The sequence below is a fragment of the Streptomyces sp. NPDC031132 genome (genome assembly GCF_055570595.1).
The window spans coordinates 126,357-148,452 of record NZ_JBVIGX010000005.1; the positions used below are offsets into that span (position 1 = coordinate 126,357).

Below are 22,096 nucleotides of genomic sequence, written 5' to 3' on the forward strand. Positions count from 1 at the left end.
TTTCCCCCTCCCCCCCCCCCCCCCCCCCCCTCCCCTCCCCCCCCCCCCCCCCCGCCCCCCCCCCCCCCCCCCCCCCCCCCCCCGCGCCGACATGTGTCAGTGGTTGACGCAGACGGTGCCGCCGGCCGGGTTCAGCGCCGCAAGGATGTTGATGCTGTTGCCGCAGATGTTGATCGGGATGTGGATCGGCACCTGGACCACGTTGCCCGAAAGGAAGCCCGGGGAGCCGATGGCATAGCCTTCGGCCTTGGCGTCGGCGGAGGCGCTGCCGATCCCGCCCAGCGTCGCACCGACGACCAGGCAGGCCGCAACGGCCAGGGTACGGATCTTCATGTGGATCTCCCATCGAATGAGGGTGTGCCGGGCCATCCCATACCAATCCGTCCCGAACCAGGCCGATTCACCCACCCGTGGGCCCTGTCCGCGGCGAAATGCCACGGGGTGCCATGCGATGCCATGAGATGCAGATCGGGAGATTTTTCCGGAAAACGCAATCCCTCGGCCGTTCTGGACCGTATCCCCCTGTAGAAGCCTCTCCAGGAGGAAAGCTCATGGCGATCTTCACTCATCTCATCCCAGCAAACCGCCGTCACGGAAAGAGGGACTGGACCGCGGGGCGCGACGACAACACCGGCAGGCGCCGGAACCGTCGCCACCGCAACACCGACCACGGCCACCACGGGAACAACGGCCGCCACGGTCGCGGCTGCTGACCGCCGAGAACGGCTGGGCGGACCCCGCTCCTTGCCCCGCCCAGCCGGCAATCGTTGAGGAACGCGTCCTATGAGACGTGTCGCGTGGCATGCGCTGCACCGGCTGCTGTCGGTGGCCGACGATCCCGATGCGGTCGTCGCCGCCGCGCCGCCGGTCGCCCCGCGCGAGGCGTTCCGGCGCTTCTGGCCCTACACCCGCGGCGGACGGCGCTGGCTCGTCCCCATCCTGTTCTTCAGCATGATCGGCCCCTTCATCGACGCGGCCGAGATCTGGCTCTTCAAGATCGTGGTGGACGAGGTCCTCGTTCCGCGCGATCTGCGCCCCTTCCTCTGGATCGCGCTCGCCTATCTGGGGCTCGTCGTCCTCTCCGGCATTCTGGAGTTCGCCGACGACGTGATGTCCACTTGGGTCGGCGAGCGTTTCCTGCTGGCCCTGCGCTCGGACGTCTACCGGCACGTCCAGGGGCTCTCGCTCGGGTTCTTCGAGCGGCGGCGGCTGGGGGACGTGCTCTCGCGCATCACCGGCGATGTCGACGCGATCGAGACGTTCCTGCTGTCCGGAGTGGCCAACGCCCTTTACTACGTGATCCAGTTGGGCGTCTTCCTCGGCCTGCTCTTCTACCTGAGCTGGGACCTGACCCTCCTCGCACTGATCATCGTGCCGCTCTTCTGGGCCTCGGCCCGGCGCTTCTCGCGGCTGGTCAAGGCCGCGTCGCGGGAGCGGCGCCGGCGCAGCGGCTCGATCAGCGCGATAGCCGAGGAGTCGCTCGGCAACATCGCGCTGGTGCAGGCGTACAACCGGCAGGGGACGGAGGAAGGCCGGTTCGCCCGCGAGAGCATGGGACGGTTCCGCGCGGAGATGGTCTCGGCCCGGATCCGTTCCGTCTACGGCCCGATCGTCGAGGTGATCGAACTGACCGGCGCGCTGGCCGTGATGGGCCTCGGTACGTGGAAGCTCGCGCAGGGGCAGCTCACGCTGGGCGGACTGCTGGTCTTCATCGCCCTGTTGAGCAAGCTCTACAGCCCCATCCGCGACCTGTCGCAGCTCACGACCACCTTCTACGCGGCGTCCGCGTCGGCCGAGCGGATCATCGAACTGCTCGACCAGCGCCCCCAGGTCGTCGAGGTGGAAGCCGCCCGTGCCCGGAGGATCGGGCGCGCCCGGGGCGATGTCGAGTTCCGCGGCGTCTCGTTCCGTTATCCGGGCACGTCGCGGTGGGCCCTGCGCGACGTGTCGTTCCGTGTGGAGCCCGGTGCGACGCTGGCGCTGGTCGGTGCGAGCGGCGCGGGCAAGTCCACGGTCGGGAAACTGCAACTGCGCTTCTACGACCCGGAGGAGGGGGCGGTCCTCCTCGACGGCACCGACCTGAGGGAGCTGCGACTGTCCGAGCTGCGCGAGAACGTCGCGGTCGTGCTCCAGGAGACGCTCGTCTTCCACGGCACCGTACGGGAGAACATCGCCTACGGCAGGCCCGGCGCGACGGAGGCGGACATCGTAGCGGCGGCCCGTGCGGCCGACGCCGACGGGTTCATCCGGCTGCTCCCCGAGGGCTACGACACCGTGGTGGGCCAGCGGGGCCGGACGCTGTCCGGCGGGCAGGCACAGCGTCTGGCCATCGCCCGCGCGATGGTCAGGGACGCGCCCGTACTGCTGCTGGACGAGCCGACCACCGGCCTGGACGTCGAGTCGGGCCGCCGGATCATGGAACCGCTGCGCCGGCTGATGGCCGGGCGGACCACCGTCGTGATCTCGCACAACCTGCTCACGGTGCGCGACGCGACGTCCACGGTGGTGCTGGACCGGGGACGGGTCGTGGAGTGCGGCACGCACGAGGAGCTGCTCGTACGGGGCGGTGCGTACGCCCGCCTGCACCGCGCGAACGGCGGCGCGCCCGGCGCGGGCGCCGCTCCCCTGAAGGTCCTGTCGTGAGCCCGAAGGTCCTGCCATGAGCGCTGCCACCGCCACCCGGCCCGCAGCCCCGCCCCTCGCGCCCGGTACGGCCCCCGCGCCGGGGTACGAGGTCCTGGCGCACCTGGCCCGGACCGGCTGGCTCGACCTCTACGACGCCTGGAGCGAGGAGCGGGACTGCCGCTGCGTGGTGAAGGTCCTGCGCCCCGACTGCCGCGACGAGCCGCGGCTGGGCGCCCGGCTCGTCCGCGAGGGCCGCTGGCTCCAGCGCTTCACGCATCCGCATCTGGTCCGCGCGTACGAGACCTTCGAGTCGCCCGAGCCGCTCGTCGTGCTCGAAACGCTGACGGGCGAGACGCTGTCCCACCTCATCGGCCGTCTGCCGCGGCGGGCGGCCGCCGAGGACGTGGCCGTCCTGGGCGTGCAGCTGTGCTCCGCGATGCACTACCTGCACGGTCAGGGTCTGCTGCACCTGGACCTGAAGCCGTCCAACGTCGTGGTGGAATGCGGTCACGCGAAGGTGCTCGACCTGAGCGTCGCCCGCCCGCCGGGCATCGCCCCGCCGGGTGTGGGCACGTTCGGCTACCTGGCGCCCGAACAGGCCCGCGGGGGAGCGCTGTCGACGGCAGCCGACGTCTGGGGCATCGGCATCATCCTGTACGAACTCGCCACCGGGGACGTGCCGTTCGACATCGGCGACACCGTCGACGGCACCACGGACAGCGGGAGCGCGGACAGCGGGAGCGCGGACAGCGGGAGCGCGGACTGGTTCCCGCAGCTCGAAGCGGCGGCCCCGCCGGTGACCGCCCGCCGGCGCCTCCCGCGCGCCCTGGCCGCGGCCATCGACGGATGTCTGCGACCCGACCCGGCGGCGAGGCCTTCGATCCCCGAACTGTCCGCCGCCCTCGACGCGACGCTGCACCGGCGCCGACGCGACACGCCCCTGCCCGAGTGACCGGAAACGCGTCTGGTGGGGGCTGGCCACACCTATGTAATGTCACATTGCATGATGCTCTTACGGCGTACCGCGTCCTTCGCGGTCCTTCTTGCCACCGTCCTCCCCCTGGCCGTCACCGCACCCGCGTACGCGGAGGACACCTCCGCGTGCCGCACCACACCCTCCGCACCCCTCGACGCCGAGCAGACGCGGCTCACGGACGCGCGGACCGCGGCGCTCGTCGAGCGCGCCGGGTTGGGGGACTTCGTACGGCGCTTTCCCGCCGCGCTGTGCGGAGTCCGGAGCCCCGCCGAAGCCGGGCGGCTGCTCGACAGCTGGGGCGAGGCCCTCTGGCAGGCCGCCGTACGCCGGGCCCAGGGGCAGCGCCCCGGCGGTGACCTCCCGGCCGGGGACGACCGGCCGCTGTACTGGACGCGGCTGGCCATGACCGCCGCGCTCGCCCGCTGGGAGCCGGCCTTCGCCGTCGACCGTGCCGCGCTGCGCGCCCGCTTCGAGGACGCCTCCCGCGGCCTCACCGACAACGCCTTCCGGACCGCCCCGGGCGTACGGCGCGTGTTCATCAGCGGCTTCGACCCCTTCGGGCTGGACGCCGAGCTCCGCCGCGCCAACCCTTCCGGCTCCGCCGCCCTCCGGCTCAACGGCCGCCGCATCACCCTCGCCGACGGCAGCCCCGCCGAGATCCGGGCCGTCGTCCTGCCCGTGCGGTACGCCGACTTCGACGCCGGCATCGTGGAGCGGGCCTTCGCCCCGCGCCTGGCCGGCGGCCCCGGCGCCGCGGACGTCATCACCACCATCAGCCAGGGCTACCCCGGCCTCTTCACCCTGGAGGCCTGGGCCGGCCGGTCCCGGTCGGCGGATCCGTACCCCGACAACACCGGTTCCCTCTCCGGCGGCACCCGCGAGCACCCGGTGACCGCTCCCGGGCTCGCCCCGGGCGCGGAGTTCATCCGGACCACGCTCCCCACCGATGCGGCGACCGGCGCCGTCCAGAGCCCGTACCCGGTGCTCCTGAACACCGCCGTCACCGAGATTCCGGCGGGTGCCACCGCGCCGGTGGACCGCGAGGACGGCCCGACGCCGGGTTCGCGGGCGGTGGAGGGCGGCGGGGGCGGCTACCTGTCGAACGAGGTGGCCTACCGCTCCAACCGCCTGCGCGGCGACCTCGCCCCGCAGCTGCCCGGTGGCCACCTGCACACCCCGGTCCTCACCGGCCTCCCTGCGGACCCGAACCTGCTGACCGGCCCCGCATTCGAGCAGAACGAGACCGCGATCGCCGAGGAGGTCCGCACCATCCTCCAACACACCGCCGCGCGCCCTTAGGCCGTCCCTTCCGGATCTTGCCTCACCCACGTCCGGCAGGATCCGAAAGAGACGACCTGGAAACCAAGTGCCTACAGCGATCCGAGTTCGTCGCTCAGATCCCTGAGACCGAGTGAGCCGAGCGAGAGCGCGGCCATGTGCCAGCGCTTGAGGTCGAAGTCCGGGCCCTGCTTGGCCCGGGCCCGCTCCCGGCCCTCCAGCCAGGCCCGTTCGCCGAGCTTGTACGAGATCGCCTGGGCGGGCCGGCCCAGATAGCGGATGACCTCGCTGTCCAGGTAGGCGGGGGGCCGGCTCGAGTAGCGGCCGAGGAACTCCCGCGCCAGCGCGGGAGTCCACCGCTCTCCGGGCCGGAACGGCGACTGCGCCGGGATGCGCAGCCGCAGGTGTACGCCGATGTCGATCACGACGCGGACGGCCCGCATCATCTGGGCGTCGAGATGGCCCAGCCGGTGGGCGGGATCGGTGAGGAACCCCAGTTCGTCCATCAGGCGTTCGGCGTACAGGGCCCAGCCCTCGGTGGTGGCGCTCACCTTGGCGACCTTCGTCTGGTAGCGGGAGAGGTCGGCCGCGACGAACGTCCAGTGTCCCAGCTGGAGATGGTGCCCGGGAAAGCCTTCGTGGTACCAGGTGGAGACGAGGTTGTGGGTGGGGAAGCGGGTCCGCCCCAGTGTGGGCAGCCACGTCCGGCCCGGGCGGGCGAAGTCGAGGGACGGCTGCGAGTAGTAGGGGGCCGCGGCGCCACCGGGCGGCGCGATGCACGACTCGACGCGCCGGACCGGCTCGGCGATGTCGAAGTGCCGCCCGTCCAGGGCCTCCACGGCCTCGTCCATCAGGGACTGGAGCCACAGCCTGGTCTCCTCCACGCCGTGGACGCTCCTCCCGTGCTCTCCCAGCCAGGCCAGCACGACCCACGGGTCCTGGCCACCGGGCAGAATGCGCTCCGCCTCGGCCCGCATCTCGGGCAGCAGCCGGTGGAACTCCTCCCAGCCGTACGCGTACGCCTCGTCGAGGTCGAGGTCCGCGCCGGTGTAGTAGCGCGCGAAGCGGCCGTAGCGCTCGCGCCCGACGGCGTCCTCGGCGCCGGCACCGGTGGCCTGCGCACCGTACTCGTTTCGGAACCACTCCCCCAGCTCCGCGAAGGCCCGCACCGCCACCCGCGCCGCGGCCCCCACCTCGGGGCCCATGTGCGGCGGCGCACCGGAAACCAGGCGGCCGAATCCGCCGCCCTCGGTGCCCAGCCACTCCTCGAGCTGTGCCACGTTGGCCCGCACCTGGCGGGGCGCCGCGGTCGTTCCGCGGCGCGCGCCCTCGGCGAGGGAGGCCCGGTAGCCGCTCAGGCATCCGGGCACGGCCCGCAGCCTTTCCGCGATCGCCGCCCAGTCCTCGGGCGTACGGGTCGGCATCACCGCGAAGACCTTGCGCACCCGGTGCAGGGGCGAGGAGATGTTGTTCACGGCGCGCAGGTGCTCGCCTGCGTCGTACTGGACGAGTTCCGCGTCGAGCCGCTCCCGCAGCAGCCGCGCGCACCGCCGCTCGACGTCGTCGCCATCGTCCGTGTGGGCGGCGAGCCGTGCGAGGGTCCCGCGTGCGAGCTCGGCCTCGGCCAGGGCGCCGTCGGGCGAGTAGTCGGGCAGTCTCCCGGCGCCGGCGGACGTACCGAGGTACGTCCCGGTGATCGGGTCGAGCGCGACGAGTGCGTCGACATGGGCGTCGGAGATCTGACGGGGCAGCTCACGCTGATGCCTCAACATGCCCGAAGTCCTGCCCGCCCCTCCCCCGGACAAGCTCCCGGCACGACCCTTTGGCCGGTATGGAGTGGCGGAGCCCCGCGTGTCCTGGTCGGGGGTGGTTCGTTGATAGGCCATTGGCGATCATGAAATGAGGGGGAGTTGTTCGTGGCGACGCTGTGTCGGCCTGCCGTGGCGGTTCCGGAGTACGTGATCACGCTGGACGAGACCCTCGTTCTGGCCCGTGAGCAGTATCCCGATCACCCCCAACTACCCTTGGCGTTAAGGCTGATCGAGAACACCGGCGTGCGCACCCGGCATCTGGTGCAGCCCGTCTCCGCCGCCCTGAAGCATCCCGGGTTCGAGGAGCGCAACCGGCTGTACGTGGCCGAGGCCAAAACCCGGGTCCCCGTGGTCGTGCGGAGCGCGCTGGAGCATGCCGGGCTGCGCGAGGCCGACATCGACGTCATCATCTACGTGTCGTGCACCGGGTTCATGATGCCCTCGCTCACCGCATGGCTGATCAACACGATGGGACTCCCCTCCACCACCCGGCAGTTGCCCATCGCGCAGCTGGGCTGCGCAGCCGGCGGCGCCGCCATCAATCGCGCCCACGACTTCTGCACCGCCTACCCCGAGGCGAACGCGCTGATCGTCGCCTGCGAGTTCTGTTCGCTCTGCTACCAGCCCACGGATCTCGGCATCGGCTCCCTGCTCTCCAACGGCCTCTTCGGGGACGGGGTCGCCGCCGTGGTGGTGCGCGGCCGGGGCGGCAGCGGGATCACGCTCGAGCGCAACGGCTCGTACCTGGTGCCCGGCACCGAGGACTGGATCGCGTACGACGTACGGGCCACCGGCTTCCACTTCCTGCTCGACAAGCGGGTGCCCGGCACGATGGAGCCGCTCGCCCCTGCCCTGCGGGACCTCGCCGGCCGCCATGGCTGGGACGCCTCCGACCTCGACTTCTACATCGTGCACGCCGGAGGGCCGCGCATCCTGGACGACCTCTCCCGGTTCCTGCAAGTGCCTCCGCAGGCATTCCGGTTCAGCCGGGCCACGCTCACCGAGTACGGCAACGTCGCCAGCGTCGTCGTCCTGGACGCGCTGCGCCGGCTGTTCGAGGAAGGGACGACCGGCGAACAGGCGCGGGGGCTGCTGGCGGGCTTCGGTCCCGGCATCACCGCGGAGATGGCCCTGGGTCGCTGGAGCAGTGCCTCATGACGGCGGTCGAATCCCGGAGCGGGCTGATCGTGCCGCCCGGCGGGGGACGGACGCTGCGTACCACCGCCCAGCAGGTGACGTTCAAGGTGACGGGCGCCCACTCGCGCAGCGCGTCGAGCTTCGAGGTCGTGGTACCGCCCGGGTTCGACGTCGGCGCCCATCTGCACACGCGCAGCGAGGAGTTGTTCTACCTACTCGAAGGCGAACTGGACGTCCTCGCCTTCGAGCCGCGCGTGCGCACCCCGGACCACTGGCAGCGCTGGCGCTCCCTGTCGGGCGAGAGCGTCGTGCGCGCCACTCCCGGCACGGTGATCGTGGTCCCGCCGGGCTGTCCGCACGCGTTCGCCAACCCCACCGGGGCGCCGGCCAGGATGTTCTTCCAGGCTTCGCCGCCGCCCGACCACGAGCACTACTTCGAGGAGCTGCTGGAGATCCTCTCGGCCGGCGGACCGCCCGACGAGGCCGCCGTCGCCGCGCTGCGCCGCCGGTACGACATCGAACAGCTCACACCGCTGCGCCACAGCGCGCCGGTGCCGGCACCGGCACCGGCACCGGCACCCGCGTACTCCGAGGGGACCCCGGATGTGGTCTGAACTGCCGCCCCTCTATGCATGCGCCGATCTCCCGGAGCTGGACTTCGACCCCTTCCTGCGCGAGGCGCTGCGCGATGCCCCTCCCCGCCGGATCCGTCTTGCGCACGGCTCCGCGGGCGATTGCTGGCTGGTCACCCGGTACCACGACGTCCGGTTCGTCACCTCCGACGCGCGGTTCAGCCGGGACATCCTCGGCCGCCCGCTGCCGAGGATGACGGAGCACTTGGTCCCCATGGACGGGGCAGTGAGCTTCACGGACCCCCCGGAACACGCACGGATCCGTTCCGTGGTCTCGCCCGTGTTCAACCGGCGCAGTATCGAGGCGCTGCGGCCGCACGCCCAGGCCGTCGTGGACGCACTCGTCGACGAACTGCTCGACGGCCCGGTCGCGTCCGGACCACCCGCGGACCTCATCGCACAGGTCATCTCGCCGTTCTTGCTGCGGATGATCGGCGAGGTGCTGGGAGTTCCGGAGAACGACCGCCCGCAGCTGCGCGACTGGGCGCAGACGCTGCTGACCCGGGCGCCGAACCAGGCGGCGGCCGAGCGGGTCCGCCGGACCAAGCAATCGGTCGGCGGCCTGTTCCGGGAGCTGGCCGCCGAACGCCGCGCCCGGCCGGGCGAGGACATGATGGGCCTGATGGTGGCTGCCGTCGACGACGGCAGGATCACGGAAGAGGAACTCCTCGCGCTCGCCGCCCTCGTAGGGCTCAACGGCTGGCACGCCGTCTGCAACAACGCCTCGAACATGGTGTACGTGCTGCTGACCCGGGACGGCCTGAGGGAACGGCTGCGCCGCACACCGGAACTGGTGCCGGCTGCGGTGGAGGAGCTGCTGCGCTGGATCCCGCACAAGCTCGGGGTGGGGCAGCCGCGCATCGCGACCGAGGACGTCGAGGTCGGCGGAGCCACGATCCGCCGCGGCGAGGCCGTCTTCGTCTCGTACGTGGCCGCCAACCGGGACGAGAGCTGCTTCCACCGTCCGGACGAGATCGACGTGGACCGGCAGGGGCCGGCCCAGTTGGCGTTCGGCTACGGGCCGCACCACTGCCTGGCGCCGCTGCTGGCCAAGATGGAGTCGGAGGTGCTGCTGTCCACGCTCGTGGCCCGGCTCCCCGGGCTCCGGCTGGCGGTTCCGGAGAACGAGGTGGCCTGGCAGCAGGGGGTCCTGATCCGCGGGCCCGTGGCCCTGCCGGTCACCTGGTGAATCACGCCGCCGGCCCGCTGCGGCAGCGCCTGCGCTTCGTCGGCGGTCAGGGCGCGGGCGCCGCACACCACCGCGCGGCCGCCCATCCCCCGGCCCGGTGGCGCGCCGCCCGAGACGTCCGATGACGCAATGCGTCCCGACGTGCGCCGCGCGCGATGGGTGCGCACGATGGGTTACGGGACCGGTGTGGCACGGAGAGCCGGTCCCACAACCGAGTAGAGAGGCGGCGCGATGAGCAGCACGCCGAGTACTACGCCGAGCGGTACGAGCAGAGCCTGGGCATCGGGCGGTACGACGTTCGCGGGCGTCGTGATGATCGTCACCGGTATCTTCGGCATCATCGAAGGCATCGTCGCCATCGCCAACGACGAGGTGTACCAGAGCTTCGGCGACTACACCTTCAGGTTCGACCTGACGGCCTGGGGCTGGATCCATCTCATCGTCGGCATCCTCCTGGTCGGCGCCGGCGCGGCGATCCTCAAGGGCTGGGAGGCCGGCAGGATCGCCGGTATCGTCCTGACCAGCCTGTACGTGATCCTGCACTTCATGTGGCTGCCCTACCAGCCACTCTGGTCGATCATCGCCATCGCCATCGGCGTGTTCGTCATCTGGGCCCTGTGCACCGACGTCCCGAGGACGGCGAGGCCCTGACGGTTGACGGCGTCGACCGGACTCGGGGGCCCCGACGCCACGGTGAACTGCGGCTACGATCCTGCCGGTACGCGTGTGTCACCGGCAAGGGGAGCAGCCAGCATGACGATTCACCGGCCGGGCCGGCCCGGAGACCTGCCCGCGGCGGAACTGCTGTGGGCGCGGTGGGCGTTCGTCGCCGTACTCGAGGCGACCACCGAGGCGGAGAGCCACGGAATCCACCGCACCGGCCACTGGATCGACGGCGCCGGGCTCCGTCTCGACGACGCCGGCTGCACCTGCTGGACCCTGGCCCGGATGGGCCAGGGTCGTTTCGTGCTCTACGGCGAGGACGAGTCGAGCGACGTCAAGTGGCACGAGCCCGCGGTCGACATGCTGGCACAGGCCCCGGACTGGCTCCCGTACGAGACCCTCCACGACCTGCTCGAGGGCTGGGAGCTGGGCTGTGTCTACTGGTACGAGAACGGCGCCTGGGCCCGTGCGCCGTACCCCGAGGACCTCAAGGACGACGGCTTGGACTGCGGGATGAGCCGTTTCGTGCAACGCGAGGAGTTCCTCAGGCTGCTGGCCGTCCACGGGCGGGCCGCGGAGCAGCTCCTGGAGGCTGCGGAGAACTACCGGCTGACGCCCGCGGCGCTGGATGCGCTGGTCGCCGAGAGCGGGAACGCCCGCCGGGACGAGGACTGGGACCTGCCCGCCCTGCACCGCGCGCTGCAGCTCGCCGGCCTCACGGCCGACGCCGTCCCCGCCCCGTAGAACGGGCCTCGCCGTCACTCCGATGGCCCAGTCCGTACGGCGTGCAGGACGTCCTGAGATCCCGCACCCTTGACGGGAGAGGTGAGAACAGTGACCAGTCCGACTCCGGCCCAGTTCCGGGCCATCCACGGAGACATGGGACGGTGGCAGGCCGTCGACTTCGAGATCTACGAGCACCTCGTCGAGAACCAGTACACCGTCGGCCCGAAGGCCCCTCCGGCATCCCCCGACCGCGCTGCGCCCCGCCAGGACCCCCACCCGCGGACCGGGTCCAGGCCGGCCTAGCTCAGGCCGCCAGCTGGTCCGCGCGCTTCGCCTCGCGGCGTCGCAGCGCGTCCTCGTCCGTGTCCGCGTCGTAGGTCACCAGCTTCGGCAGCAGTACGGACAGGGCCGCCACCGCCGCCACGCACATCAGGCCGCCGCTCCAGAAGGCCGGCCGGGTGCCCGTCCAGCCCGCCACGGTGCCCGCGCGGACCTGGCCCAGCTGCGGACCCACGCTGTACGACAGCACCTCGATGCCCGCCAGCCGCCCGCGCAGCTCCTCGGGGATGGTCTGGTTCCAGATCGTCGCCCGGCCCAGGCCGCTCAGCATGTCGCCGGCCCCGGCCACCGCCAGGCACGCCAGCACCACCCAGATGTCGGTGAACCAGCCGGCCCCCGCGATCGCCGCACCCCACACCACGGCCCCGCACACCACGAACAGGCCGTGCCGCCGCACCCGCGAGGTCCAGCCGCTGGTCATCCCGAGGACCAGGGAGCCCACGGCGCCCGCGGAGTACATCAGGCCCAGCGCCCACACCGCGTCGAGCTCGTCCGCGAGGAAGGGGAAGATCGTGTTCGGGAAGGCGAAGAACATCGCCGCCAGGTCCACCGCGTACGTGCCCAGCAGCACCGGCCGGCTCCACGCGTACCGCGCCCCCTCGGCGATCCCGCGCAGCGAGGGCCGTTCCGCGTCGGGCGACGGCGGCGCCGGGGTCAGCCGGGTGCACAGCACGACGGACACCGCGAAGCCGCCGACCGCGACGGCGTAGGCCGCCGGGTAGCCCGCGTAGGCGACGACCAGTCCGGCGAGGGCCGGTCCGGCGATCGCGCCGATCTGGTAGCGCAGCGCGTTGAGCGCGGCGGCCGCGGTCTGCTGCTCGTGCGGCACGATCCGCGCCATCATCGAGTCCAGGGCCGGGCGCTGCAGCCCGGCCAGCGCCGAGACTCCGGCGGCTACCACGTACAGGGGCCACAGCAGCGGGTTCGGCAGCAGGGCGTTCACGAGCAGGACGAGGGCCAGCACCCCGAGCCCGGCCTCGCTCAGCAGGATCATCCGCCGCCGGTCGATCGCGTCGGCGAGGGCTCCTCCGTACAGGCCGAAGACGACCAGCGGGACGAGTTCCACCGCGCCCATCGCGCCGACCGCGAGCGGCGAGTCCGTCAGGTGCTTGATCTGGAGGGGAAGGGCGATCATCGCCATGAAGGACGTGAAGAACGTGACGGCGCCCTGGAAGAAGAGCAGCCGGAAATCGCGGCTGGAACGCCACGGGGAGAGGTCGGGAAGCAAGCCGGACAGACGGGTGGTACTCACGACGGATCATCGTGCGTGACCCGCCCGCGCCCGGGCAACGGATTTTCCCGTGCCCGAGGCCCGTCACATCGCTTCTCCTCACGTCACGTCGCTTCTGCTCCCAGGTGCTGCCACAGGAAGGTGTACGCGAGTGCGTGGTTGGCGGCGGCCTGTTCGTTGTCGCTGGCTCCGCCGTGGCCGCCGCCGGTGTTCTCGTGGAACAGCACCCGGTGTCCCAGCTCCCGCAGCCGGGCGGCCGTCTTGCGGGCGTGGCCGGGATGGACGCGGTCGTCGCGGGTGGAGGTCATCAGGAGCAGGGGCGGGTACGGCCGGTCCGGGGACAGGTTGTGGTACGGGGAGAGGGCTTCGAGGTGGGGCCGGTCGGCTTCGCTGTCGGGGTCCCCGTACTCGGCGACCCAGGAGGCCCCGGCGAGCAGGCGGTGGTAGCGGAGCATGTCCAGCAGCGGCACCTTGGCGACGACCGCGCCGAACAGCTCCGGGTGGCGGACGAGCATGGCGCCCATGAGCAGGCCGCCGTTGCTGGCACCGGTGATGCCGAGCCGGTCGGGGGTGGTGATGCCCCGGGCGGTGAGGTCGGCTGCGACGGCGGCGAAGTCCTCGAAGGCCCGTACCCGGTTCGCGCCGAGGGCGGCCCGGTGCCAGGCGGGGCCGTATTCGGAGCCGCCGCGGATGTTGGCGACCGCGTACGTGCCGCCGCGGGCGAGCCAGGCGCGGCCGGTGAGCGGGCTGTAGTACGGGGTCTGCTGGTCCCGGAAGCCGCCGTACCCGTAGAGGAGCGCGGGCCCCGGCCGGTCCTGGCCGGCCGGGCCGACGACGAAGTACGGGACCTGCGTGCCGTCGGCGGAGGTCGCGAAGAACTGCCGGACGGACAGGCCGCGGGCGTCGAAGCGGGTGGGGGCCTGCTTGAGCGGCTCGCTGTCGGCGCCGATGTGCCCGTACGTGAGGGTGGAGGGCTGCAGGAAGCCGTCGACGTTGAGGAAGTACTCGTCGCTGACGTCCGGGTCGGTGTCGGTGACCGTCGCCGAGGACAGCGCCGGCACGTCCGCCAGCGGCCGGCGGCTCCAGCCGTCCGGGCCGGGGGTGAGGACCTCGATGCGGGTGGCGACGTCGGCGAGCGTCTCGAGGATCAGGTGGTGGCGGGTCCAGCTGTGCCCGGCCAGTGCGGTGCGCTCGTCCGGCGCGAACAGCACGTGCGCGGTGCGGTCCCCGGCGAGGAACGCGTCGAAGTCGAAGGCGAGGAGCGAGCCGGCCGGATGCCCGAGCCACGGGGTCTTCGGCGTGACGATCAGCCACTGCCGGTACGCGTACTTCCCGGCGTCGTCCGGCACGTCGATCCGGACCAGCCGGTCGCCGTCGGCGAGGAGGTGGAGCTCGTCGTGGAAGAAGTCGGTGGAGCGGGAGACGAAGGCGCGCTCGTGGCCGGGGGTCGCGTCGTGCCAGCCGGAGGCGGACACGTCCCCGGGTTCGGCCTCGAAGACGAGCTCGGCGTCCGCCGGGGCGGTGCCCCTGCGCCAGCGCCGGACCGTACGGGGATAGCCGGAGGCGGTCAGCGAGCCCGGTCCGAAGTCGGTGCCGAGGAAGACGGTGTCCTCGTCGATCCACCCGATCCGGGTCTTCGCCTCCGCGACCTCGAAGCCGCCCTCGACGAAGGCCCGCTCCTCGAGGTCGAACTCGCGGACCACGACGGCGTCGGAGCCGTCCCGGGACAGCTGGACCAGCGCCCGCCGGTAGTCGGGGTACCGCACCCGGGCGCCGGCCCACACCCACTCCTCGCCCTCCTGCGCGGCGAGGGCGTCGATGTCGAGGAGCACCTCCCAGGCGGGATCGTCCTTGCGGTACTGCTCCGGCGTCGTCCGCCGCCACACGCCCTTCGGGCGGTCCGCGTCCCGCCAGAAGTTGTAGAGGTGCGCGGCGCGGCGGACGGTGTACGGGATGCGGTCGGCGTCGTCGAGGGCCTCGCGCAGCTCGGCGCGCAGCGGCTCGAAGCGCGGGTCGCCGGTGAGCGCGGCGGCGGTCTCCGCGTTGCGCTCCCCCACCCAGGCCAGCGCGGCCTCGCCCTCGACGTCTTCCAGCCACAAGAAACGATCTTCAGCAGTCACCCCATGATTGTGCAGCCCCGCGGGGCCGGCCGGAGCCGCGTCGGGCGGACGCCCCCAGGGGGGCCGTCCAGCAGAGGGCCTGTCATGCCGACAGGGGCCGGTCGTGGGCGCCGACGGGGGCGGGCAGGGCCGTCGAGCCGGTGAGGTAGCGGTCCACGGCGGCGGCTGCCGCCCGGCCCTCCGCGATGGCCCACACCACCAGGGACTGGCCACGCCCTGCATCGCCCGCCACGAAGACCCCGTCGGGCCGGCCGCGGGACGGCCGCTCCGCGGGCTTGCCCCACGCGGGCGGCACGCCCGGGGCCGGCGCCTCGGCCCAGGGCGGCGTTCTGACGTGCGGCGCTGCCCCTCCCGGCGGGGACGCGTCCGGTGGGAATCCGTCCGGCGGGGACCCGTCCGAGGGCGACGGCGCCGGCTCGCCGAGGGCCGCGAAATCCGCGTCCCGCGCGAAGTTGCCCCGGCCGTCCCGGGTGAGCCCGAGCTGCTCGGCGAGCCCGCAGGCCCGCTCGGGACCCGAGAAACCGAGCGCCAGCAGGACCAGCCCGGCCTCCAGGACCCGCTCGGTGCCCGGCATCGGCGTCCTCCCCACGGGCTCGACGGCGGTCAGGTGCAGGGCCCGTACCCGACCCTCCGCATCGCCCTCGAAGTGCATGGTCGCGCTGGAGAAGACCCGGGGATCGGTGCCGTGGCGCCCGCGCGCCTCCTCGTGGGCGTGGGAGATCCGGTACACCTGCGGGTGCACCAGCGGCCAGGGCTCGGCGTCGGACCGCTGCGGGCCGGGCTCGGGGCGGATGTCGAGCTGGACCACCGACAGCGCTCCCTGCCGCAGGGCGGTGCCCAGGCAGTCCGAGCCGGTGTCCCCGCCGCCGACGATCACCACCTGCCGGCCCTCGGCCGTGATCTCGGGCGCCGCCAGGTCGCCCTCGCCGACCCGGTTGGCGCCGATCAGGTAGTCCATGGCCTGGTGGATGCCGTGCAGCGCGCGGCCCGGTGCGGCCAGCTCCCGGCGCTCCGAGGCCCCGACGGCGACGACGACCGCGTCATGGCGGCGTCGCAGGTCGGCCGCCGATGTCCGGCCGCCGATGTCCGCGTCCGTACGGAAGACCGTGCCCTCGGCCTGCATCTGGGCGATCCGCCGGTCCAGGTGCGTCTTCTCCATCTTGAACGCGGGGATGCCGTAGCGGAGCAGGCCGCCGATGCGGTCGTCCCGTTCGTAGACGACGACGGTGTGTCCGGCCCGGGTCAGCTGCTGGGCCGCGGCGAGCCCGGCCGGGCCGGAGCCGATGACGGCGACGGTCTGCCCGCTGAGCCGGCCGGGCGGCGCCGGCGGGGTGTACCCGAGCTCCCAGGCCTGGTCGGCGATGGTCTGCTCGACGTTCTTGATGGTCACCGGGTCGGCGTTGATCGCCAGTACGCAGGAGTCCTCGCAGGGGGCCGGGCAGAGCCGGCCGGTGAACTCGGGGAAGTTGTTGGTGGCGTGCAGCCGCTCGGAAGCGGCCCGCCAGTCACCGTGCGCGGCGTACGCGTTCCACTCGGGGATGAGGTTGCCCAGCGGGCAGCCGCCGTGGCAGAAGGGCACGCCGCAGTCCATGCAGCGGTTCGCCTGCTCGGACACCAGGGGCAGCAGCGTCTGCCCGGCGTGCACCTCGCGCCAGTCGCCGAGCCGCTGGTCCGCGGGGCGGGACGGGACGGGGTTCCGGGGGGTCCGGAGGAAGCCGTACGGGTCGGTCATGCGCCGCCTCCCTGGTCACAGGCGGATACGGCGGTCAGACCAGGCTACGCCGGGTTGCGGACTACCGCGGTGGCGAGGAATGCCGTGGCGACCGCGAGGAACCGCTCGGGGCCGTGCAGCCACGGGGCGCGGCCGGCTCCGGGCCGGACGACGAGCCGGGCGTGCGGGAACAGCCCGGCGCAGGCGGCCGCGACAGGGGCGACGTTCCGTCCGGGGCGGTGAAGGGAGCCGTGGGCCCCGACCCTGCGAGCGCCCACGACGCCGCCAACCGGGATTCCCCTGTACCGGGCCGTCTTCACCCGGGGGCGGGGCCCCGTTCCGCGCCGGCGGGCGCCGCAGCATGCAGGGCCGCGGTCAAGTAGCGCTGTACGACGTCCAGTTCGGTGGGAGTGAACTCCTCGGCCGCGTCGACCAGGCCGCCGATGAGAGGGCCGAAGAACGACCAGCCGAGCTCGACCGCCTTCGGCTCCACCACCAACAGCACCCGGCGCCGGTCGCGTGCGTCGCGACTGCGGCGGATCAGGCCCAGCCGTTCGAGCCGGTCGAGCAGGGCCGTGGTGCCCGCCGAGTTGAGCTTCAGGGCTTCGCCGAGCCGCCCCGGGGTGACGGTCTCACCCGCCCGGTCGGCGTCGAGCAGCCGGATCAGGGCCCGCAGGTCGGTCGGGTGCAGGCCGTTGCGCCCGGCGAACTCGCCGCCCCGGAGGTGGAGTTCCACGGTGACCGCGCGCAGGAGGTGGACCAGCCGCAGGGCGGGGGTGTCGTCATTGCTCACTCGGCTAGTATCTCGCCGAGCGAGATAATTGGTCAACGAGACGATGCCCAAGGGGGCCACCGTGTCCGCATCCCGTCCGTTCTTCGCCGCTTACGATGCGCTGCTCGCCCGCTGGCCGGCCGGCACCGCCGAGATCGACGTTCCCACCCCGTACGGGACGACCCGCGTCCACGCGTACGGGCCCGCCGAGGCCGCTCCGCTCCTTCTCCTGCACGGCGGCGGCTCCACCGGCGCCGTCTGGTTCGCCAACGCCGCGGCGCTCGGCGCCCACCACCGGGTGCTCGCCGTCGACATCCTCGGCGACGCCGGCCGCAGCGTGCGCGCCGGCCGCCCGCTGCGCACCACCGCCGACCTGATGGCCTGGCTGGACGCGCTCCTCGACGGGCTTGACGGCCCGGACGCCCTCGGCGCCCGGCGCGTCAGTCTGCTGGGCCATTCGTACGGTGCCTGGATCGCCCTGACGTACGCCCTGCACGCGGCGCAGCGCGTCGACCGGCTGGTGCTCCTCGACCCGACCCGGTGCTTCGCCGGCCACCGGCCCGGTTTCCTGCTGCGCTCACTGCCCGTGCTGGTCCGCCCGACGGCGGCGCGCGTGCTCGACTACCTCGACCGCGAGACGGCCGGCACGGACACGGACCCGGACTGGAAGCGGCTCTTCGCACGGGCGGCCTCGGATTTCGCGGACCGCAAGCTGATCGTCGGCCGCCGCCCGGACCCCAGGACGCTCGCCACCCCGCTGCTGGTCCTCCTGGCCGGCCGCAGCGGCGCCCACGATCCGGAGCGGGTCGCGGCCCGCGCCCGCAAGGCCGTACCGCACGCCCGGATCGAGACGCTCCCGCACCTCAGCCACTACGCACTGCCCACGGCAGCGCCGGCGCAGACGAACCGCCTGATCTCCGAGTTCCTCACGGCCACCGACCGGCCTCGGACCGGCCCGGCGGTCAGTCCAGGTCGAGGTGGTAGGCCCCGGCCGCGGCGTCGGCGAACAGCGTGAACTGGACCCGCGGGCCCGGCTCGCCACCGTGGCCGGCCTGGCCGTCGCCCTCGCCGTCGAGGTCCACCTCCACCGGCTCGGCGTCCACGAGGACGTACTCCCCGTAGCCCTCGAAGTCCCCGGGGCCGTCCGCGACACCGATGTGGATCGGCGTCTCGTCGGGCAGCGCTGCGAGTACCTCGCGGAGCCGGCCAGCGGTCCACACCTGCGGATTGTGATCGAACATGTCAGCCATGCCGCGACATTAGAGCGCGAAGGGTGCACTACGGCCACGGCACGCCGAATCGTTTCCCGCATCCGCGGCGACCGTCACCCGGAGTGCGTCCAGAGGCTGCCCAGGTGCGCGTGGAGGACGTCCTGGGCCTCGTGCGGGGCGAGGTGGCCGATGAGGACGTGCGCGGTGAGGCCGTCCGCGAGGGCGAGGAGGGTGCGGGCCTCGCGCTGCGGATCGAGGGGCACGGCGCGGCCGGCGGCTTCCGCCGCTTCCGTGATGAGCTGCGTGAACGACTCCTGGAGGGCCGCGTAGTTCGCCTTCAGCGTCCCGGCGAGCGGCTCGCTGACCGCCGCCTGCGCGACGAAGGCCAGCCAGACCCTGGCCTCGGCCCGGTGCTCCTCCCGCAGCAGGGAGATCTCGGTGACCGCATGGCCCAGGGCGGTGCCGGCCGACTGGGCCGGGCTCCTGACGAGCCGGGCCCGTACGCGTTCGGCGATGCGCTCGCCGACGTACCCGAGGGCGAAGACGAGCATCTCGTCCTTGGTGCGGAAGCACCGCTGTACCGCGCCCATCGACACCTGCGCCCGCGCGGCGACGTCGCGCAGGGTCACGCCTTCGAGCCCGCTTTCGTCGGCGAGGCGGCAGACGGCCTCGGCGATGAGGCGGCGTCGGCCCTCGTGGTCCACCTGCTTGGGCATGCCCGGTCTCCTCCCACCCGCTGCTCCGTCGTACGGCGACTTTATTCGATGCGTCCGCATCGATTCCTGGGCTAGTGTTCCGATGCAATTGCATCGGAACGTGGAGAGGAAAGGGTTCACGCCATGCCGGATCCTTTGTGGCAGATGTCGGCCGCCGCGCAGGCGGAGGCGGTGCGCCGTGCGGACGTGTCGGCCGTGGAGCTGGTCGACAGTCACCTGGCGCGCATCGCCGAGGTCAACCCGCAGGTGAACGCCGTCACTCAGCTCTTGGCGGAGCGCGCCCGGGCAGCGGCGGCGCACACCGACCGGCTACGGGCCGAAGGTGCGGCGCTCGGGCCGCTCGCCGGGGTGCCGTTCACCGTGAAGGAGACCACCGCCGTCGAAGGGGTGCCGACCACCTTCGGTTCGGAGCGCTTCCGCGATCTGGTGGCCCCGGCCGACGCTCCCCCGGTGGCACGGCTGCGCGCGGCGGGAGCGATCCCGATCGGGCACAGCAACGTACCGACCCTGATCCTGGCCGGGATGCACACCCGCAGCGAGCTGTTCGGCGACACGCTCAACCCGTGGGACCGCAGCCGGACCCCGGGCGGCACCAGCGGGGGCGACGCGGTGGCCGTCGCCACGGGCATGGCGGCGCTCGGACTCGGCAACGACTCGGGCGGATCGGTGCGCATCCCTGCCCAGTTCTGCGGTGTGGCGGGGCTGAAGCCGTCCACGGGCCGGTTCCCGGCGGACCACCGCGTGCTCGGCCCGGACGACCCCGGCCCGGCGTCGCAGATGCTCGTCACCGACGGGCCGCTGGCGCGGTCGGTGGGCGACCTGAGGCTGGCGTACGAGGCACTGGCCGGGACCGATCCGCGCGATCCGCGGGCCGTACCGGTTCCCCTCTACGGGCAACCGCTGCCCGGGCCGGTGAAGGTCGCCGTGGTGGCGGACCCCGGCGGGCAGGGCGTCCACCCCGCGGTGCGCGGAGCCGTGGAGGCCGCCGCCGGCGCGCTGCGGGACGCCGGGTACGACGTACGCGAGGTGGCGGACGTACCGCGCATGGCCGAGGCGCTCGAGGCGTACGGCCGGATCACGGTGACCGAATTCGCCCCGAGCTGGCCGGTGGTGCGCACGCTGCTCGGCCCGGGCGGGGACCGGTACATCGCGATGGCGATGGAGCGGACCCCGCCCGCGAGCGCGGACGAGCTCGTGAAGCTGATGGGCAGTTGGCTGAACATCCGCCGCTCGTGGGCCGAATTCCTGGACGAGTACCCGCTGTTGCTCGGCCCGGTGTTCACCGAGCCGCCGGTCGAACCGGGGCTGGAATCGCGCGACAGGGCGGCCCGCGACCGGGTGGCGGCGGGCATGCGCCTGTGCAGCGTTACCAGCTTCGTGGGCGTGCCGGCGGTGGCCCTGCCGACCGGCGTGGTCGACGGGCTGCCGTGCGGGGTCCAGATCATCGGGCGCGCGTTCCGGGAGGACCTGTGCCTGGACGCCGCGCAGGCGGTCGAGGACCGGCTCGGCGTCCTCACGCCGGTCGACCCGCGCAGATGAGGCGGGCCCGGCCGGGCGTCAGAGGCCTCCGGTGTGGAGCAGCCGGTTCGGGGTCTCGGCCGGGACGCCGGTCAGGACGTCGCGTACGGCCTGCTCGGTGAGCCAGGCGCGGACCTGGGCGGGCGTCGCCGTGGGGTGCGCGGAGAGGTAGAGGGCGGCGACGCCGGTGACGTGCGGGGTGGCCCACGAGGTGGCGGTGGCGTCGCTGGTGGCGGTGGAGCCGCCCACGAGCGCGGAGGTGATCTTCTCGGCGGGTGCGTAGAGGTCCACGCAGCGGCCGTATCCGGAGCCGAATCCGTCGCCGTCGCTCCAGTGGCGGTCCTCGGCGGTCGCGGCGGCCACGACGATCGCACCGTGCGCGCCGGCCGGGGAGTGGCCGCAGGCGTCGTCGTTGAAGTTCCCCGCGGCGACGACCGTGGTGATCCCGGCTTCGATCATGTGCTGGACGGCGGTGTCGACGGCGGTGGAGCGGTTCTTGAGGTTGAGGGACATGTTCACCACGGCCGGGCGCCGGGCGTGGGCGGTCACCCACTCCACGGCCTTGACGACGGAGTCCTCCGGGTCCAGCGGGGCGGCGCCCGTGCTCGTACCCGTGCTCGCGCTCGTGCTCGGGGAGACGTCCTTGGCGGGCGGGCCGCTGCCCTCCTCGCAGGCGATGCCCTGGACGCGCACGATGCTCGACTTCGGGGCGACGCCGTACGTGGTGCCGCCGATGATGCCCGCGACGAACGTGCCGTGGCCCAGTCCGCCGCCGTCGAAGCAGTCACCGGCGTCCGGATCCCCTACGAAGTCGGCGCCGAGGACCGCGCGGCCGCCGAACTCCGCGTGCTTGACGTCGAGCCCGGTGTCGATCACGTAGACGTGCACGCCGCTGCCGTCGGCGCGCGAGGTGAACTTCCCGTCGAGCGGACGGGTGCGCTGGTCGAGCCGGTCGAGGTTCCAGGGAACTCCGGTGCGGACGACGGGCTTCGCCGCTGCCGAGCCGGACGGCGCGGCGGACGGCCCGGGGCTGCCCGTCGCAACTCCGCCGGGCAGCGACGTACCGGACGGCACGACGGACGGCGACGCGGCGCCGGACCCCGGGCCGCCGCCGGGCCCGGGCACCTCCTCCGGCGAGCACGCCGAAACCCCCAGCGCGGCAACGGCCGCGACCCCGACGAGCATCGCCCTGCTCCTGCGCCCGCGTCTCATGACCAGCCCCCTGTCGCCGTGCGGCACCGCGCCGCCGAGGCTGGAGACGCCCGCCCCACCCCGACCGGTTGCCGTGCGGCGCGATTCCGTTTCAGCAGTCCCGGGGGGGGGGGGGGGGAGGCCGCGGCGGGGGGGGGGGGAGAGAAGAGGGGCGGGGGTGGGGGGAGGGCCCCCGCGCCGGCAGCGGCGCCCTCGGAACGGTTGGGGCCTGGCCATCGCCGGTCACCTT

21 protein-coding genes are annotated in these 22,096 nt (G+C 73.1%); 11 read left to right on the top strand and 10 right to left on the bottom strand.

What is annotated here, in order from left to right; genetic code table 11:
• Positions 1–96 precede the first annotated feature (96 nt).
• Complete coding sequence (locus ACZ49B_RS10010) at positions 97–333, bottom strand: chaplin (protein WP_468302766.1); 237 nt, start codon at positions 331–333, stop codon at positions 97–99.
• 450 nt (positions 334–783) lie between these two features.
• Here ACZ49B_RS10010 and ACZ49B_RS10015 point away from each other — a divergent pair, with 450 nt between their 5' ends.
• From ACZ49B_RS10015 to ACZ49B_RS10025, 3 genes are read left to right on the top strand one after another with little or no spacing between them, the layout of a single operon-like run.
• Complete coding sequence (locus ACZ49B_RS10015; RefSeq protein ID WP_468302769.1) at positions 784–2,643, top strand: ABC transporter ATP-binding protein; 1,860 nt, start codon at positions 784–786, stop codon at positions 2,641–2,643.
• Positions 2,644–2,659: 16 nt separating this feature from the next.
• The gene (locus ACZ49B_RS10020; RefSeq protein WP_468302772.1) at positions 2,660–3,577 is read left to right on the top strand and encodes a serine/threonine-protein kinase; all 918 of its coding nucleotides are present in this window, start codon (positions 2,660–2,662) and stop codon (positions 3,575–3,577) included.
• A 51-nt stretch (positions 3,578–3,628) separates the two neighbouring features.
• Positions 3,629–4,900 (top strand): pyroglutamyl peptidase, encoded by a 1,272-nt coding sequence (locus ACZ49B_RS10025; RefSeq protein ID WP_468302774.1) that lies wholly within the window; start codon positions 3,629–3,631, stop codon positions 4,898–4,900.
• A gap of 71 nt (positions 4,901–4,971) precedes the next feature.
• On the opposite strand, the gene ACZ49B_RS10030 is transcribed toward ACZ49B_RS10025, so the two are convergent.
• On the bottom strand, positions 4,972–6,651 hold the full coding sequence (locus ACZ49B_RS10030; RefSeq protein ID WP_468302777.1) for a DUF885 domain-containing protein: 1,680 nt from the start codon (positions 6,649–6,651) through the stop codon (positions 4,972–4,974).
• Between the two features lie 144 nt (positions 6,652–6,795).
• Between ACZ49B_RS10030 and ACZ49B_RS10035 the strand changes: the two genes are divergently transcribed.
• From ACZ49B_RS10035 to ACZ49B_RS10060, 6 genes are all read left to right on the top strand, one after another.
• The gene (locus tag ACZ49B_RS10035) at positions 6,796–7,848 is read left to right on the top strand and encodes a type III polyketide synthase (RefSeq protein WP_468302780.1); all 1,053 of its coding nucleotides are present in this window, start codon (positions 6,796–6,798) and stop codon (positions 7,846–7,848) included.
• Positions 7,845–8,441 carry a cupin domain-containing protein gene (locus tag ACZ49B_RS10040; RefSeq protein WP_468302783.1) on the top strand — a complete coding sequence of 199 codons (597 nt, stop codon included), beginning with the start codon at positions 7,845–7,847 and terminating at the stop codon, positions 8,439–8,441. Before ACZ49B_RS10035 ends, ACZ49B_RS10040 begins: the two co-directional genes overlap by 4 nt.
• Positions 8,431–9,648, top strand: coding sequence for a cytochrome P450 (locus tag ACZ49B_RS10045; protein ID WP_468302786.1), 1,218 nt, complete (start codon positions 8,431–8,433; stop codon positions 9,646–9,648). The genes ACZ49B_RS10040 and ACZ49B_RS10045 overlap by 11 nt, the downstream gene beginning before the upstream one ends.
• A gap of 231 nt (positions 9,649–9,879) precedes the next feature.
• Positions 9,880–10,299, top strand: a complete 420-nt coding sequence (locus ACZ49B_RS10050; RefSeq protein ID WP_468302788.1) for a DUF7144 family membrane protein — start codon at positions 9,880–9,882, stop codon at positions 10,297–10,299.
• A gap of 102 nt (positions 10,300–10,401) precedes the next feature.
• Positions 10,402–11,055 (top strand): hypothetical protein, encoded by a 654-nt coding sequence (locus ACZ49B_RS10055; RefSeq protein ID WP_468302790.1) that lies wholly within the window; start codon positions 10,402–10,404, stop codon positions 11,053–11,055.
• A gap of 90 nt (positions 11,056–11,145) precedes the next feature.
• On the top strand, positions 11,146–11,340 hold the full coding sequence (locus ACZ49B_RS10060) for a hypothetical protein (RefSeq protein ID WP_468302793.1): 195 nt from the start codon (positions 11,146–11,148) through the stop codon (positions 11,338–11,340).
• Between the two features lies 1 nt (position 11,341).
• Here ACZ49B_RS10060 and ACZ49B_RS10065 read toward each other — a convergent pair whose 3' ends face one another.
• The 5 genes from ACZ49B_RS10065 to ACZ49B_RS10085 form a co-directional block, all read right to left on the bottom strand.
• A complete protein-coding gene (locus ACZ49B_RS10065) occupies positions 11,342–12,628 on the bottom strand; it encodes an MFS transporter (protein ID WP_468302796.1) in 1,287 nt (428 codons plus the stop codon).
• Positions 12,629–12,711: 83 nt separating this feature from the next.
• The gene (locus ACZ49B_RS10070; RefSeq protein ID WP_468302799.1) at positions 12,712–14,727 is read right to left on the bottom strand and encodes a prolyl oligopeptidase family serine peptidase; all 2,016 of its coding nucleotides are present in this window, start codon (positions 14,725–14,727) and stop codon (positions 12,712–12,714) included.
• An 82-nt stretch (positions 14,728–14,809) separates the two neighbouring features.
• On the bottom strand, positions 14,810–16,459 hold the full coding sequence (locus ACZ49B_RS10075; RefSeq protein ID WP_468302802.1) for a glutamate synthase subunit beta: 1,650 nt from the start codon (positions 16,457–16,459) through the stop codon (positions 14,810–14,812).
• 44 nt (positions 16,460–16,503) lie between these two features.
• The gene (locus ACZ49B_RS10080) at positions 16,504–16,716 is read right to left on the bottom strand and encodes a hypothetical protein (protein WP_468302805.1); all 213 of its coding nucleotides are present in this window, start codon (positions 16,714–16,716) and stop codon (positions 16,504–16,506) included.
• 38 nt (positions 16,717–16,754) lie between these two features.
• The gene (locus ACZ49B_RS10085) at positions 16,755–17,231 is read right to left on the bottom strand and encodes a MarR family winged helix-turn-helix transcriptional regulator (protein ID WP_468302808.1); all 477 of its coding nucleotides are present in this window, start codon (positions 17,229–17,231) and stop codon (positions 16,755–16,757) included.
• Between the two features lie 43 nt (positions 17,232–17,274).
• Between ACZ49B_RS10085 and ACZ49B_RS10090 the strand changes: the two genes are divergently transcribed.
• A complete protein-coding gene (locus ACZ49B_RS10090) occupies positions 17,275–18,225 on the top strand; it encodes an alpha/beta fold hydrolase (protein WP_468302811.1) in 951 nt (316 codons plus the stop codon).
• Here the strand turns inward: ACZ49B_RS10090 and ACZ49B_RS10095 are convergent.
• Both ACZ49B_RS10095 and ACZ49B_RS10100 read right to left on the bottom strand, forming a co-directional pair.
• Positions 18,173–18,460, bottom strand: a complete 288-nt coding sequence (locus ACZ49B_RS10095; RefSeq protein WP_468302813.1) for a DUF6225 family protein — start codon at positions 18,458–18,460, stop codon at positions 18,173–18,175. The genes ACZ49B_RS10090 and ACZ49B_RS10095 overlap by 53 nt on opposite strands.
• 74 nt (positions 18,461–18,534) lie before the next feature.
• On the bottom strand, positions 18,535–19,137 hold the full coding sequence (locus tag ACZ49B_RS10100; protein ID WP_468302816.1) for a TetR/AcrR family transcriptional regulator: 603 nt from the start codon (positions 19,135–19,137) through the stop codon (positions 18,535–18,537).
• A gap of 123 nt (positions 19,138–19,260) precedes the next feature.
• On the opposite strand from ACZ49B_RS10100, the gene ACZ49B_RS10105 reads away from it, so the two are divergent.
• On the top strand, positions 19,261–20,676 hold the full coding sequence (locus ACZ49B_RS10105) for an amidase (protein WP_468302818.1): 1,416 nt from the start codon (positions 19,261–19,263) through the stop codon (positions 20,674–20,676).
• A gap of 18 nt (positions 20,677–20,694) precedes the next feature.
• Here the strand turns inward: ACZ49B_RS10105 and ACZ49B_RS10110 are convergent, their stop codons facing one another.
• Complete coding sequence (locus tag ACZ49B_RS10110; protein ID WP_468302820.1) at positions 20,695–21,840, bottom strand: S8 family peptidase; 1,146 nt, start codon at positions 21,838–21,840, stop codon at positions 20,695–20,697.
• Positions 21,841–22,096 lie beyond the last annotated feature (256 nt).